The following is a 13,016-nucleotide window of genomic DNA, read 5'->3' as shown; positions in this document are numbered from 1 at the left end:
TGGCGCCGGGCGCGGATACCTCTTTCACATCTGGTTCTTATGGAGGGACGCCCGATGAGCCCCATTCTAGTCATTCTGGCCGCAATAGTCGCGATCGTCGGCTTTGTGATCCTGATCTACAACGGCCTTGTGATGAAGCGCCAACGGGTCAATCAGGCCTTTGCGGACGTGGATGTTCAACTGAAACAGCGCCAGAATCTGATCCCGAACCTTGTCGAGACCGTGAAGGGCTATGCCTCTCACGAGAAGGAAACGCTGGATGCGGTCATCAAGGCGCGCAATGCCGCGCAGGCTGCCAGCACACCCGGTGAAATGTCTCAGGCCGAAGGCATGTTGACTGCCTCGCTGGGCAAGCTGTTTGCGCTGGCCGAAGCCTATCCGGACCTCAAGGCCAATACGAACTTCCTGCAGCTTCAGTCGGAACTGTCTGCCATTGAAGACAAGCTGGCCGCGGCCCGCCGCTTCTACAATTCCGCGGTTCAGGACTACAACACGTCCCGCGAGCAATTCCCGGGCTCCATCGTGGCTGGCATGTTCAATTTCGAAGGCCGCGAATTCTTCGATGTCGGCGTCGAGGGCCGCGAGGCCCTGTCCACGGTTCCAGAAGTCAAATTCTAGGCTACACTGCCGCCTCCGGATCAGGAGGTGGGACCATGAAATATCTTGCGATCAGTGCGGCGCTTGTCCTTGGGGCTTGCGCCGCAAATTCTGTCGGGTGGAGCGCTTCCACCTGGAGCGGCCTGCCAGACCGCACGGTGGCGGGCGGTGGCTACAGCTTCTTCGCCTCACCGGCCGAGGGGCAGGGCTTCAAGCTGAAATTCTCCGTCAAGACCGATGGCATGTTCGGCGTGGCTGAAGCCCCGACCGAGGACGCGCTGGTCGAGGCCGCCAGGGCCGCGGCGCCTGAGGGCTGCAATTTCGTGTCTCTGGAGCGCAGCGCTGACGGCGGCGCAGTGGCCGACTATGATTGCGGCTGAGCCGCGAACCAGGGTTCCAGCAGGCTGATCGCCTCCTCGATCTGAAGCGACGAGAGCGCAAACGAAAACCGCATGAAGCGATGGCCTTCGACCGGGTCGAAATCGACGCCCGGCGCGGTGGCAATACCGGTGTCCTCGAGGAGCTTCAGGCAGAATGCGAGGCTGTCATCGGTATATTTCGAGATGTCCGCATAGATGTAAAACGCCCCATCCGGCGGCGCGATCTTTTCAAGCCCGAGGCGCGGCAGGGCCTCCAGCATCACTTCGCGATTACGGCGATAGACCTCGACATGGCCATCCAGTTCCTCCGCGCTGTCCATCGCCACGAGGCCGGCATGCTGGGACAGGGATGGCGGCGTCAGGAACAGGTTTCCGACATAGGCGCTGGTCCGCGCGGCGCCATCCTTCGGGGAGACCAGCCATCCGAGTCGCCAGGCGGGCATCGAGAAATATTTCGAGAATGAGTTCACGATGTACGCATCCGGTTCGAATTCCAGCATGGACCGTATCTCCGGCCCGTAGCTGAGGCCGTGATAGATCTCGTCCGAAATGATGCGGATATTTTTCGCCTTGGCCACGGCGGCGATTGCTGCAAGGTCATCCTCGGGGATGATCGTGCCGGTCGGATTGGCAGGGCTGGCGATGATGACGCCCGCCGGCACCGGGTCGAGGGCGTCCAGCGCGGCGGCGATCAGCTGGTAGCGCACGTCTGCGCCGCAGGCGATCTCGACGGGTTCCAGATTGAGCGCGCGCAGCGTGTTGCGATAGGCGACATAGCCGGGACGGGCGAGGGCGATCCGGTCACCCGGACTGAACGCCGTGGAGAGCGCCAGCACGAGGGCAGGCGAGGCGCCGCAGGTCAGCGTCACGCGGCCCGGCGTCAGGTCTACGCCATACTCGTCCTTGTAATGCCGGCAAATGCGCTCCTTGAGCGGACGGCTTTCCCAATAGCCCATCGGGTCGGTGTCGAGCACGTCATGCGCGCGGGCGATGGCGCCCTTCGGCGCAGGCGTCGAGGGCTGGCCGAATTCCATATGCAGGATGCGGCGGCCCTCGGCCTTCAAATCATGCGCGCGCTTGCTGACCGAAATCGCGCGAAACGGATCGATGTCTTGTCCCATACTATCGGGCGGTAACCGCCGGCAGCCAGGTTGCCAAGGCGGGAATTGCCGCAACCAGCCCGATCAGCAAGAGCTGCAGCACGATGAACGGCACCGCGCCTTGCCATATCTGCAGCGTCTTGATGCTCGCCGGTGCCGCGCCGCGCAGATAGAACAGGGCAAAGCCGAAGGGCGGTGTGAGGAAGCTGGTTTGAAGGTTCAGCGCCATCAGGATGGCCAGCCAGACCGGGTCAAAGCCGAGGATAATCAACGGCGGTGCGACCAGTGGCACGACCACGAAGACGATTTCGATGAAGTCGAGGAAGAAGCCCAGTACGAACATCACGATCATCGTCATGACCAGCGCGCCCCATTTGCCGCCCGGCATCGAATGGAGGATGTCCGCGACAATGTCGTCGCCGCCATAGCCGCGGAAGACGAGGCTGAACAGCGACGCGCCGATCAGGATCAGGAACACCATGCTGGTGATCTGCGTCGCGCTCTTCAGGGCCGGCATCAGCTGGCGCATCCGGCGCAACACGACGAGCCCGGTTGCGACTCCGGCAAAGAAGACCACCGAGGCGAGGATTGTCAGGAGGATGCCGATCTCGTTCGCGCGGCCAATCGTGGCGACGCCGGTGCGCAGATCGAACAAATTGCGCAACAGGATGATCGCGATGACGCTGCCGAGGCCCGCCATGAGCAGCCATGTGATGCGGCGCTCATGATCGTCATCGGCAAGGCGCAGACCCGCCAGCAATACCGCGCCAGCCACGCCAATAGCGGCCGCTTCGGTCGGCGGGGCCACCCCGCCAAGGATTGCGCCGAGCACTGCCACGATCAGCAGGAGCGGCGCCCCGAGGCCGAAGGCGACTTCCTTGGCTGTCAGCGGCGGGCTGCCATCATCCTGTACGGGCGGACAGCGTTCCGGGTGGCGGATGGCGGTCAGCGCGATCCAGCCCAGATACAGGCCCACCAGCAGGAAGCCGGGGATCAGCGCGCCCGCGAACAAATCGCCTACAGATACGACAAATGACCCTGCCGAGCCTGTGGCCTGACTCGCCTGGCTGGCGGCATTCGAGATCGCATCTGCGAGCAGGATCAGGACAATGGAAGGCGGGATGATCTGGCCCAGCGTGCCCGAGGCGGCGATGGTGCCGGTGGCGAGGCGCGGGTCGTAGCCCTGCCGGATCATGGTGGGCAGCGCGATCAGCGTCATGGTGATGACCGTTGCGCCGACAATGCCGGTGGAGGCAGCCAGCAAGGCGCCCACAAGCACGACCGCATAGCCGAGCCCGCCGCGCACCTTGCCGAGCAGGCGGCTGGCAATGTGGAGCAGGTCTTCCGCGACACGCGACCGCTCAAGGATAACACCCATCAGCACGAACAGTGGCACCGCGATCAGCGTCTGGTTTTGCATGATGGAGCCGCCAAGGATGCGGCTGGGCAGGTTCCTCAGGAACGCTTCGTCAAACACGCCGATGCCAATGCCCACCAAGGCGAACAGGAGGGCGACGCCGCCCAGCGTCAGGGCAACCTGATAGCCCGCCAACAAAGCCAGAATGGCGCAGACGAACATGGAAATGGCAAGGATGACCTCAAGCTCCATGGACGCCTCCATGCGGCGCTTCTTCGGGCATGTCGTCCAGTTTGCCGTTCAGGCGCAGGGCGGCCTTCAGCGCTTCCGACAGGCCCTGCGCCAGCATCAGGACGGCAAAGGCCGGCAACAGCGTCTTGAACAGGAAGAGCAGGGGCAGGCCATCGGATTCGCGCGAGCCCTCGAACAGCGCCCAGCTGCGCGCAAGGCCCTGTTCGGTCATCGCCAGCAGGCGGATGCAGATCGGGAACAGGAAGAGATAGATGCCGGCGAGTTCAACCCAATTGCGCCCGCGCGCGCCGAAGCGGGGCCGCAGAATATCAACCCGGACATGGGCATCATCGCGCAGCGCCGAGGCCGAGCCGAGCATGAACATGGCGGCGAAGGCATAGATCACGATCTCGTTCAGCCAGGTGAAGGACAGGCCAAAGGCGTAGCGAAGCAGCACGACCAGCAATTGCGCGCCGACCAGGATAATCGCACTGGCAATGGCCCCACCCAGCGCCCAGCTGGAGAGGGCGTCGATGCGCACGATGAGCCATTTGGCAATCCGTTCGACCGGCTCGGGACAGATCGTGATGACCAGCGGCAGCACAAGCAGGGGCGACAAGGCAAGGCCCAGCCATTTCAGCCATCCGCCAAGGGTGAGGAAGATTTCCGGAGACATATCCAGCCCGCCCCCGGCCTATTTGTTCGAATTGCGGGCGGCGTAATACGGCCCTTCGGACACGTCGGCCCAGCCGCGCATCAGTTTCAGGCTCGCCTCGAAGCTCTCATAGATGCGCTTTTCGATGCCATCCCTGCCGGAGGCCGCGCGAACATCCCAGGCGGCTTCGGCCATGCGGCTGACGACTTCATCCGGGTAGCTGCGCATCTGGACGCCATGCTCGTGTTTGAGCAGGTCCAGATGGATGGCGTTCTGATAGGTGAATTCGCCGAGCGAGCTGTGGTTCACACTCTCGCACGCGGCCTTGATGATGGCCTGTTCGCCGGGGGTTAGCCCCTCCCAGACGCGGAGGTTCATGCCGACGGCAAGGCTGGCACCCGGCTCGTGAAAGCCTGGTCCGTAATAATAGGGGGCCTCCCGGTAGAAGCCGAGATAATAGTCATTCCACGGACCGACCCATTCCGTGGCGTCGATCGCGCCGGTCTGGAGGGACTGGTAGATTTCACCGCCGGGCAAGGCGACCGACGATCCGCCGAGGGCGCGCAGCACGTCGCCGCCCTGGCCCGGAATGCGCATCTTGAGGCCGACCAGATCGTCCAGCGTATTGATTTCCTTGCGGAACCAGCCGCCCATCTGGTGGCCGGTATTGGCGGCCTGAATGGATTTGATGCCGAACTGGGCCGACAATTCGTCCCACAATTTCTGGCCGCCGCCAAAATCGATCCAGCCCATGATCTCCTGCGCGGTCATGCCGAAGGGCACAGCGGTGAAGAACGGATAGGCGCTGGATTTGGCCGTCCAGTAATATTCGGCGCCATGATACATGTCGGCCGAGCCATTCGAGACGGCATCGAAGCATTCAAAGGGCGGGACAAGTTCGCCGGCCGCATAGACCTTCACTTCCATCAGGCCGTCGGACATCTGCTGGATACGTTGCGCAACGCGTTCGGCCGCTTCACCCAGACCGGGCAGGCCCTTGGGCCAGGTGGTGACCATGTTGAAGCGGCGCCGGTTGCGCGCAATGGAAGGCGCGGCAAGGTCTGCCGCCTTTTCGGGATTGGCAAAGGCGGCTGCAGCACCGGCAAGGCCGAGCGCGCCTGCCCCCAGCAGGTTTCGTCTATGGATCATCTGTCCTCCCCGTGCCTCCCCGAACTCCCGGTCGGGTTACAGGCTAAATCGTGTCATTCGTCATCGCTCAGCGGACGCCACACGTCGCCATCGAGCACTTCCAGCGGCTTGTAGCGCCGCTTGTAGTCCATCTTCTGGCTGCCCTTTACCCAATAGCCAAGATACACGTGCGGCAGGCCCAGATCCTGTGCGTGCAAAATATGATCGAGGATCAGGTAGTGCCCGAGGCCCCGCGAGGTGAGCTCAGGGTCGAAGAAGGTGTAGACCATCGAAAAGCCATCGCGGAGCACGTCCGTGATCGAGGCGGCGACCAGGGGCGAATCCTCGTCCGGTCCGTCGCGATATTCGAAGATCAGGCTCTGCACCGGGCTGCCGCCGACCATGGCGCTGTAGTCCCGATAGGACATGTCGGACATGCCCGCGCCGTCATGGCGGGTCTTCACATAGGATTTCAGCAGCCGGTATTGTTCGCGGCTCGGCTGGGCCTCGACCGGGCGACGGATCAGCGACGCATTGCGGTTCAGGGTACGCCGATCATTGCGCGACAGCTCGAAATCCCGCGTCGGCACGCGCACGCTGCGGCAGGCATTGCAGCGCGGGCAGGCCGGGCGATACGCAATGGTCTGGCTGCGCCGGAAGCCGGCCTGGCTCAAGGAATTATGGACGAGATCCGCTTCTCCGATGGCCAGATTGGTAAACGCTTTCCGCTCCTTCTTGCCCGGCAGGTACGGGCATGGGCTCGGATTCGTTACGTAGAACCGTAGCGAGCGCTCAAGCCCTGGGGGCAGGATCTGGGAGTCGGTGAACTTCATATCTGCGACGATACACTTACAAATCGAACCGCCAAGGGGCGAATATCGTAAATACGATCCAAAGTATTATGACGAGGGGACCCCCAAACTTCATGAAATCCCCGAATTTGTAATGTCCGGGGCCCATCACCAGCATGTTGGTCTGGTAGGCAATTGGCGTCGCGAAGCAGCAATTGGCGCCATAGATCACGGCCAGCAGGAAGGGCAGCGGGTCTTCGACTTTCAGCTCGGCTGCGGCAGACAGGGCAATCGGCGAGAACAGGATGGCCGTGGCCGCATTGGAGAGAAGGTTGGTCAGCAGGGCGACCGCCAGGAAAATCGCCGAGAGAACGGCCAGCGTGCCATAGGGCGAGGCCAGATTGACCACGGCATGGGCGATCTGGGCGGCTGCGCCGGTCTTTTCCAGCGCCATGCCCATGGCCAGCGCGGCGCCGATGACCAGGAAGATGCGCAGATCCAGAGCCCGGCTGGCCTGGCGCGTGTTCAGGCATCCGGCGATCAGCATGGCGACAGCGGCCAGAACCGATGCGTGCAGGATGGACAGCATGCCCGTTGCCGCAAGGATGACCATGGAAATGGCAATCACGCGGGCGGCCAGCGCCTTGGTGGTGAGAGGGATTTCGGTCTGGGACCATTCCAGCAGGATCAGGTCCCGGCTGGAGCGCAGCTCCCGAAAGGCTTCGACAGGACCGCAGAGCAGAAGCGTGTCACCCGATTCAAGCCGGATTTCGCCGAGCTTGGTCCGGATCATGCGGCTGCGGCGCTGGATGCCGAGCGTTACGGCGCGGGTCAGGCGGCGGAAGCCGAGCATTTCGACGGTCCGGCCAACCATGCGCGAGCCGGGCGCGATCACGGCTTCGGTCAGGGCCAGCGTGCCGGGGCGTGAGGAATCTTCAAGGTCTGCACCGGAGGCCTGCCAGACCTGTTGCAGAAAGTCCGGCTGGCGCGCCAGCACGTTCTGGAGTGCGGCGCGGGTCGCGGCGATGATGACAAGATCGCCGACCTGCAGGCTGATATCCTCATAGGGCGGCAGGAAGGCGCGCTCGCCGCGCTGGATCATGCGCACGGTCATGTCCGGCAGGTCGGCAAACATGCCGGCGACCGGCTTCTTGCCGAGCAGGAAACTGCCATGCGTCACTTCGATCTGGGCGACGAATTGTTTGCCGGAGGGCTGGACAATGTCATCCGACAGGCCGCGCCGGTGCGGCAGCAGGAAGCGGGAAAAGATGAGGATATAGAGGAGGCCGGCCCCGGCAAGGATCAGGCCCATCGGAGTCTGGTCGAAGAAGCCGAGTTGCTCGCCCGTAATCCGGTTATAGGATTCAGCCGCGAGCAGATTGGTCGAGGTCCCGATCAGCGTGGTCATGCCGGCGAAGATGGACGCAAAGCTCAGCGGCATCATCAGGCGCGACTGCGGCGCGTTCATGCGCATGGCGATGGCGGTCATCACGGGCAGGAACATGATCACGATGGGCGTATTATTGACGAAGGCACTGGTCACGAAGACGCCGATAAAGGCCAGCAGCAGCGTGGTGACCGGCCGCTTGTCATATCCGGCGAGCAGGGCCTTGGTCGGGCCTTCCAGTGCGCCCGTCTGGAACAGGCCCTGTCCCACCACGAGCAGCGCCATGATGGTGATGAGCGCGGGGTTGCCAAAGCCGGACAGCAGGTCGGCCGCGCTGATCGCATTGCCATCAACGTCTCGCGCGCCGGGGATGATGAAGACCAGCAACAGGCCTGCAATGACGCAAACCGACACGAACTCCATCGACCAGCGGTCGAGCATGTAGAAGGTGATCGCCGCACAAACGATGGCGAGGCTCGCCCACATCGGCCAGGTTTGGACGAATTCAGATAGCATTATGGCTCCGGTTCATCAGCACGCCCCGGCACGCCAAGAAAGGACTAGCCGTCAGAATGAAGCAATATGCTTATCCGGCGATTGGCTGACAAGTGGGGCTCGCCCGGATTGAGGGGCTGGGTGTCGGCCAATCCTGTTACAGCGCGTACACGCGCAGGAGAAACGCCAGCTGCGACCAGGATGCGACGAGCAGCGTTTGCGCGCTCTGACGAGATGTCCCAATTGGTGCGTTTCGAATCATGGGTGGCGAAGGCATCGGTGTGGCCTTCGATGGTCAGGGGCCCGGCCAGGCCTGACATGACCAGTCCCAATTGACGGGTCAGATCCGCGCCGGCATCGGTCAATGCGCCGCTTTCGCTGGCAAACAGAGGGCGGGCCTCTGTGTCGATCAGGTTGATGCGGATGCCGTCGGCTTCCTGCACCAGTTGAAGATTGTCGCCTGCCGCGCTGAGCGCTCCATCTGTACGCAGCGTCTCATATAGGCGGAAGGTCTCTGTCTGGCGGATTTCGACCAGCGGGCCAGACGTGGCGGCAGAGCTGTTGTCGCCTGTGAAATAGTCGGCAATCACCGTGCGGGATTCCGGAGATACGCCACTCACCAGCCACAACATCAGGAAAAAGGCCATCAGCGCGGTCAGGAAATCGGCATAGGCCATCTTCCATGTCCCCATCTTGCGACGGGGCGCGCCAGGCCTTCTGCCCGGAAAGCGTTGCAAATTGGTGGTGGCAATCGCCATGCGCTACGTGTTCCTTCATTCTGACAGGAACCGTGCTTGTACCAAGGCTTGGTTTATGGGCGTTGAGGCCAAACGGTTGGATTTGCGTGAAATTCAATCTATCAGGTCCGCAGTACATATGGAGACATGGCATGGCGAAAACGGCGTTTCTTGGCCTGGGAGTGATGGGCTTCCACATGGCGGGGCATCTGGCGGCGAAGGGCCATCAGGTGACCGTCTGGAACCGGACTGAGGCCAAGAGCCGGGAATGGACCGCCCAGCACAAGGGTGAGGTCGCCAAGGACCCGGCGGCAGCGGCCTTCGGCGCCGAATATGTGTTCTTGTGCCTCGGCGACGACCCGGATGTGCGCGAAGTGTTCGAGCAGTTGGAGCCAAGCCTCGGCGCGGGCATGATCGTGGTTGATCACACAACGGCGTCGGCGGGACTGGCGCGGGAACTGGACGAGCGCTGCCGGGTGAAGGGCGCGCGCTTCCTGGATGCCCCGATCAGCGGCGGTGAGGCCGGCGCGGTCAATGGCAAGCTGACCATCATGTGCGGCGGCGAGGAGAAGGCGTTCAAATCGGCTGAGCCCGTCATGGCGGCCTATGGCAAGAACATGACCCTGATTGGCGAGAGCGGCGCGGGGCAACTCGCCAAATCGGTCAACCAGATCTGTATCGCCGGCATCGTTCAGGGCCTGGCGGAAGGCCTGCACTTTGCCGAGAAGGCCGGGCTCGACGCCGAGAAGGTGATCGCGGCGATCAGTGGCGGCGCGGCCCAAAGCTGGCAGATGGAAAATCGCTGGAAAACGATGGTCGAAGGCAAGTTCGATTATGGCTTTGCCGTTGACTGGATGCGCAAGGATCTCCGCATCACGCTGGAGGCCGCGCGCGAGAATGGCGCCAGCCTGCCGCTGACGGCGACAGTGGACCAGTATTATGCCGACGTGCAGGCGATGGGTGGCGAGCGCTGGGATACGTCCAGCCTGATCGCCCGTCTGAAGCGGGACTAGGCCGGGATGCGCCTGCTGGAAGTTCACCTGCCGGATGATGAGAGGTTTGACCTGGTCATCCGGGCCGTCAAGGCGGCCGATCCGATCGACTATTATGTTCAGGATACAGAGCGCAAGGACCGCAAGCTGATCTCGGTCTTCATGCGTGAAGGCAGCGGTCAGGCCCTGATGGACAATATCCAGACGGCGCTGGAAACCTGCAATGATTATCGCATCACCGTGTTGCCGGTAGAGGCGACCGCCCCGAACATCGAGGAAGCGACCGACCAGAAGGCCGAGAAACAGGCCCAGGCCACACGCGAGGAAATCTATTCCGACGTCTCGACCGGCGCGCGGCTCGACCGCGACTTCATCATCATGGTCGTTCTGTCGACCATCGTGGCAGCGATCGGCCTGAATTCGGACGGGATCGCCGCCGTTATCGGCGCGATGGTGATTGCGCCGCTGCTGGGGCCGGTGCTCGGTTTCTCGATGGGCGCCGCGCTGGGCGATTTCAAACTGCTGAAGCGGGCCTCGGTGACGCTGGCGTCCGGGATCGGGATTGCGCTGGTCAGCGCGTGGATCCTGTCCTTCTTCCTGCAGATTGATCTGGAAAGCCGCGAATTGATGTCGCGCGCCGAAGTCCGCCTGGACGGTCTGGCCCTGGCCATGGCGGCTGGCGGCGCGGCGGCCTTGTCGCTGACACGGGCGCAGGCCTCGGCGCTGGTGGGGGTGATGGTCGCCGCAGCCTTGCTGCCGCCGGGGGCGGCGCTTGGCCTGTTCGTGGGCTCGGGGTACTGGACCCTTGCCATGCGCGCCGGCCTGCTCCTGTCGCTCAACGTGGTGGCCCTGATTCTGGCGGCCCTGATCGTGTTCCGGCTACGGAAAATAAGGCCGCGGGCCTGGATCGATCAGAAGAATGCCGACCGGGCGGTCTGGATCAATGCCGTGCTGTCCGTGCTGTTGCTCGCGGCCGCGACAGCGCTGATCCTCTGGCTGGACCTTGGTGCAGCCGTCTCAGTGGGCTAATGCGATGAAATTTTGAGGTTTTGCGCTGAATGTGTTAGAATGAGTTTCCGCTCACAATACAGGACTTCGCATATATACATGACGACCACAAAACCGATTGCCAAAACGCCGCAAACCCGTGTCGAACGCTACGTCACCAATTTGAGTGATCCGGTTCGCCGCGCCGAATGCCAGGGACTGCTGGAGATGTTCGCGCGCGTGACGGATCTGCCAGCGGCAATCTGGGGGACGAGCAAAGTTGGTTATGGCCGTTACAAGTACGAGCTTGAGGGCGGCTTCAAGAGTGAATTCATGATGACCGGGTTCGAGCCGGGGAAACGATGGCTGACGGTCTATCTGTCCCCGGACTATGAAGACTTTGCAGAGGTGCTCGCCCGTGTCGGCAAGCATGAGCGGCATAAATCATGCATCCGGATCAAGGCCCTGAAAGATGTCGACCTGGGCGCACTGGAAGAGCTTGTGAAACTGGGGCTCGCATCCACCGCCCGCAACTATCAGACAAGCGAACTGTAACGGGTAGCAACACCGCATGGCCAAAGCCGGGAACAAGACCAGGCCGACGGACGTGTCGCCGGCAGAATTTGTCGCGGCAGTGGGGCATGATACCCGCCGTGCGGATAGCGAAGCGCTGCTCGGCTGGTTCGGGGAGGTCACCGGCTACACCCCGAAAATGTGGGGGGCGAGCCTGATCGGATATGGCCGCTATCACTACAAATATGACAGTGGCCGCGAAGGCGACATGCTGATTACCGGCTTTTCACCGCGCAAGACCAATCTCGTCCTGTACATCATGCCGGGCTATCGCGACCTGAGTGACAAGCTCGCCCGGCTCGGCAAGCACAAGATCGGCAAGAGCTGTCTCTATATCAACAAGCTCGCCGATATCGACATGGATGTGCTGCGCGAGATTGTCGAAGACGGCGTTGCCTACATGACAGCCAATTACGAGACTTGGCCGGATTAGGCCGTTTTCGCAGCCCGTTGGGCGCTTCATCTGAGCGGAGTCCGGTGGGGCGGGTTTACATCTGCCTGAGAAACCCTAGGTATGGCCCTAATTCGACAGAGTACCCGTGCGCGCGATGCGGCCTCTGAAATTCCACCCGCGACGATTGGAGAGAGACCATGACGCAAGTGAAAACGGGCGATACCGTACACATCCATTACACCGGCACCCTGAATGATGGCACCACATTCGACAGTTCCGAAGGCCGCGAGCCGCTGTCCTTTCAGGTCGGATCCGGCCAGATCATTCCAGGCCTCGACTCTGCCATTCCGGGCATGACCGTTGGCGACAAGAAAACCGTCAATGTTGCCTGCGACGATGCTTACGGCCAGATGAACCCGGCCATGCGCCAGGATGTGCCGCGCAACGACATTCCTGCAGAAATCCCGCTGGAAGTCGGCACGCGCCTGCAGATGCAGACACAGGACGGCCAAGTTGTGCCAGTAACCGTGGCCGCTGTTGAAGAGAGTTCGGTCACGCTGGACGCCAACCACCCGCTCGCAGGCGAAGACCTGACTTTCAACATCGAACTGGTGAAAATTGGCGAAGCAGCCTAGCTCCTGGCAGATTTCAAATTGGAAACGGCGGATACCCCGAGGGGTGTCCGCCGTTTTCGTTTCAGGCAGCAGGAAGGACCGGCGAGGCGGCAGCCTTCCGGTTGGGTGGGTCTGAATTCGGGCAGACCATCCGTGTCAGGAGGTATCGGGGGCGACAGGGGCGAATCCTGAGACGGTCGCGGCTTTCGCCTGTGTTACCGGCGCCGCACAGCACCTTGCGAGCGGGATAAAGCCCGTGGCGAGCGTGGCTGGCAGGGCGCTCCAGCGCGATGGGCGCTCCCATGCCGGGATCGCGGGCGCCGTATAGCGGTAGCGGTGCGGATCAGGGGCGTCCGCCATCGCGTCGATGGAGAGATTGCCGAAGCGGTCGATGCGCAGCAGCACAGTGCGCCCGGTCTCCCGCTGCCAGGCTTCGAGCCGGCGCAGATTCAGCCAGAGCCAGGGCCAGAAGAGCGGCCAGACAAAGGCGTAATAACGGGCGTGACGCGGGTCTGTCATGATTTGCATTATAAGCCGGGCACGGAGGGGGTGGGATAAGGTTTTTTGAAGGCCAGTGATTTCAACAGGTTGTGCGGCT

15 protein-coding genes are annotated in these 13,016 nt (G+C 62.4%); 7 read left to right on the top strand and 8 right to left on the bottom strand.

Annotation, left to right across the window (positions count from 1 at the left end):
* Positions 1–54 precede the first annotated feature (54 nt).
* Together V7660_RS08730 and V7660_RS08725 are read left to right on the top strand one after the other, a co-directional pair.
* Complete coding sequence (locus V7660_RS08730; protein ID WP_335602695.1) at positions 55–618, top strand: LemA family protein; 564 nt, start codon at positions 55–57, stop codon at positions 616–618.
* A 35-nt stretch (positions 619–653) separates the two neighbouring features.
* The gene (locus V7660_RS08725) at positions 654–977 is read left to right on the top strand and encodes a hypothetical protein (RefSeq protein ID WP_335602694.1); all 324 of its coding nucleotides are present in this window, start codon (positions 654–656) and stop codon (positions 975–977) included.
* On the opposite strand, the gene V7660_RS08720 is transcribed toward V7660_RS08725, so the two are convergent.
* The 7 genes from V7660_RS08720 to V7660_RS08690 are packed head-to-tail and all read right to left on the bottom strand — an operon-like array spanning position 962 to position 8,879.
* Positions 962–2,098, bottom strand: coding sequence for a pyridoxal phosphate-dependent aminotransferase (locus tag V7660_RS08720; RefSeq protein WP_335602693.1), 1,137 nt, complete (start codon positions 2,096–2,098; stop codon positions 962–964). The two genes, V7660_RS08725 and V7660_RS08720, sit on opposite strands and share 16 nt — an antisense overlap.
* A 1-nt stretch (position 2,099) precedes the next feature.
* Positions 2,100–3,686, bottom strand: coding sequence for a TRAP transporter large permease (locus V7660_RS08715; protein ID WP_335602692.1), 1,587 nt, complete (start codon positions 3,684–3,686; stop codon positions 2,100–2,102).
* Positions 3,676–4,341, bottom strand: a complete 666-nt coding sequence (locus V7660_RS08710; protein ID WP_335602691.1) for a TRAP transporter small permease subunit — start codon at positions 4,339–4,341, stop codon at positions 3,676–3,678. Before V7660_RS08710 ends, V7660_RS08715 begins: the two co-directional genes overlap by 11 nt.
* A gap of 18 nt (positions 4,342–4,359) precedes the next feature.
* Positions 4,360–5,469: a TRAP transporter substrate-binding protein gene (locus tag V7660_RS08705; RefSeq protein ID WP_335602690.1), complete on the bottom strand. Its 1,110-nt coding sequence runs from the start codon at positions 5,467–5,469 to the stop codon at positions 4,360–4,362.
* A gap of 53 nt (positions 5,470–5,522) precedes the next feature.
* The gene (locus V7660_RS08700) at positions 5,523–6,281 is read right to left on the bottom strand and encodes an arginyltransferase (RefSeq protein ID WP_335602689.1); all 759 of its coding nucleotides are present in this window, start codon (positions 6,279–6,281) and stop codon (positions 5,523–5,525) included.
* A 16-nt stretch (positions 6,282–6,297) separates the two neighbouring features.
* Positions 6,298–8,142: an SLC13 family permease gene (locus V7660_RS08695; protein WP_335602688.1), complete on the bottom strand. Its 1,845-nt coding sequence runs from the start codon at positions 8,140–8,142 to the stop codon at positions 6,298–6,300.
* A 44-nt stretch (positions 8,143–8,186) separates the two neighbouring features.
* Positions 8,187–8,879 (bottom strand): flagellar motor protein MotB, encoded by a 693-nt coding sequence (locus V7660_RS08690; RefSeq protein WP_335602687.1) that lies wholly within the window; start codon positions 8,877–8,879, stop codon positions 8,187–8,189.
* A gap of 131 nt (positions 8,880–9,010) precedes the next feature.
* Between V7660_RS08690 and V7660_RS08685 the strand changes: the two genes are divergently transcribed.
* The 5 genes from V7660_RS08685 to V7660_RS08665 all read left to right on the top strand — a co-directional run bounded on the left by V7660_RS08685 (position 9,011) and on the right by V7660_RS08665 (position 12,439).
* Positions 9,011–9,871, top strand: a complete 861-nt coding sequence (locus V7660_RS08685; protein WP_335602686.1) for an NAD(P)-dependent oxidoreductase — start codon at positions 9,011–9,013, stop codon at positions 9,869–9,871.
* A 6-nt stretch (positions 9,872–9,877) separates the two neighbouring features.
* Positions 9,878–10,879 (top strand): TIGR00341 family protein, encoded by a 1,002-nt coding sequence (locus V7660_RS08680; RefSeq protein WP_335602685.1) that lies wholly within the window; start codon positions 9,878–9,880, stop codon positions 10,877–10,879.
* A gap of 78 nt (positions 10,880–10,957) precedes the next feature.
* Positions 10,958–11,392 carry a DUF1801 domain-containing protein gene (locus V7660_RS08675; protein WP_335602684.1) on the top strand — a complete coding sequence of 145 codons (435 nt, stop codon included), beginning with the start codon at positions 10,958–10,960 and terminating at the stop codon, positions 11,390–11,392.
* 16 nt (positions 11,393–11,408) lie between these two features.
* On the top strand, positions 11,409–11,843 hold the full coding sequence (locus V7660_RS08670) for a DUF1801 domain-containing protein (protein WP_335602683.1): 435 nt from the start codon (positions 11,409–11,411) through the stop codon (positions 11,841–11,843).
* A gap of 158 nt (positions 11,844–12,001) precedes the next feature.
* On the top strand, positions 12,002–12,439 hold the full coding sequence (locus tag V7660_RS08665) for an FKBP-type peptidyl-prolyl cis-trans isomerase (protein WP_335602682.1): 438 nt from the start codon (positions 12,002–12,004) through the stop codon (positions 12,437–12,439).
* 135 nt (positions 12,440–12,574) lie between these two features.
* On the opposite strand, the gene V7660_RS08660 is transcribed toward V7660_RS08665, so the two are convergent.
* Complete coding sequence (locus V7660_RS08660; RefSeq protein WP_335602681.1) at positions 12,575–12,937, bottom strand: hypothetical protein; 363 nt, start codon at positions 12,935–12,937, stop codon at positions 12,575–12,577.
* Positions 12,938–13,016: the final 79 nt, after the last annotated feature.

This window comes from Hyphomonas sp., assembly GCF_036964145.1.
Classification (GTDB): Bacteria; Pseudomonadota; Alphaproteobacteria; order Caulobacterales; family Hyphomonadaceae; genus Hyphomonas.
This window is presented reverse-complemented; position numbering and strand designations above follow the sequence as displayed.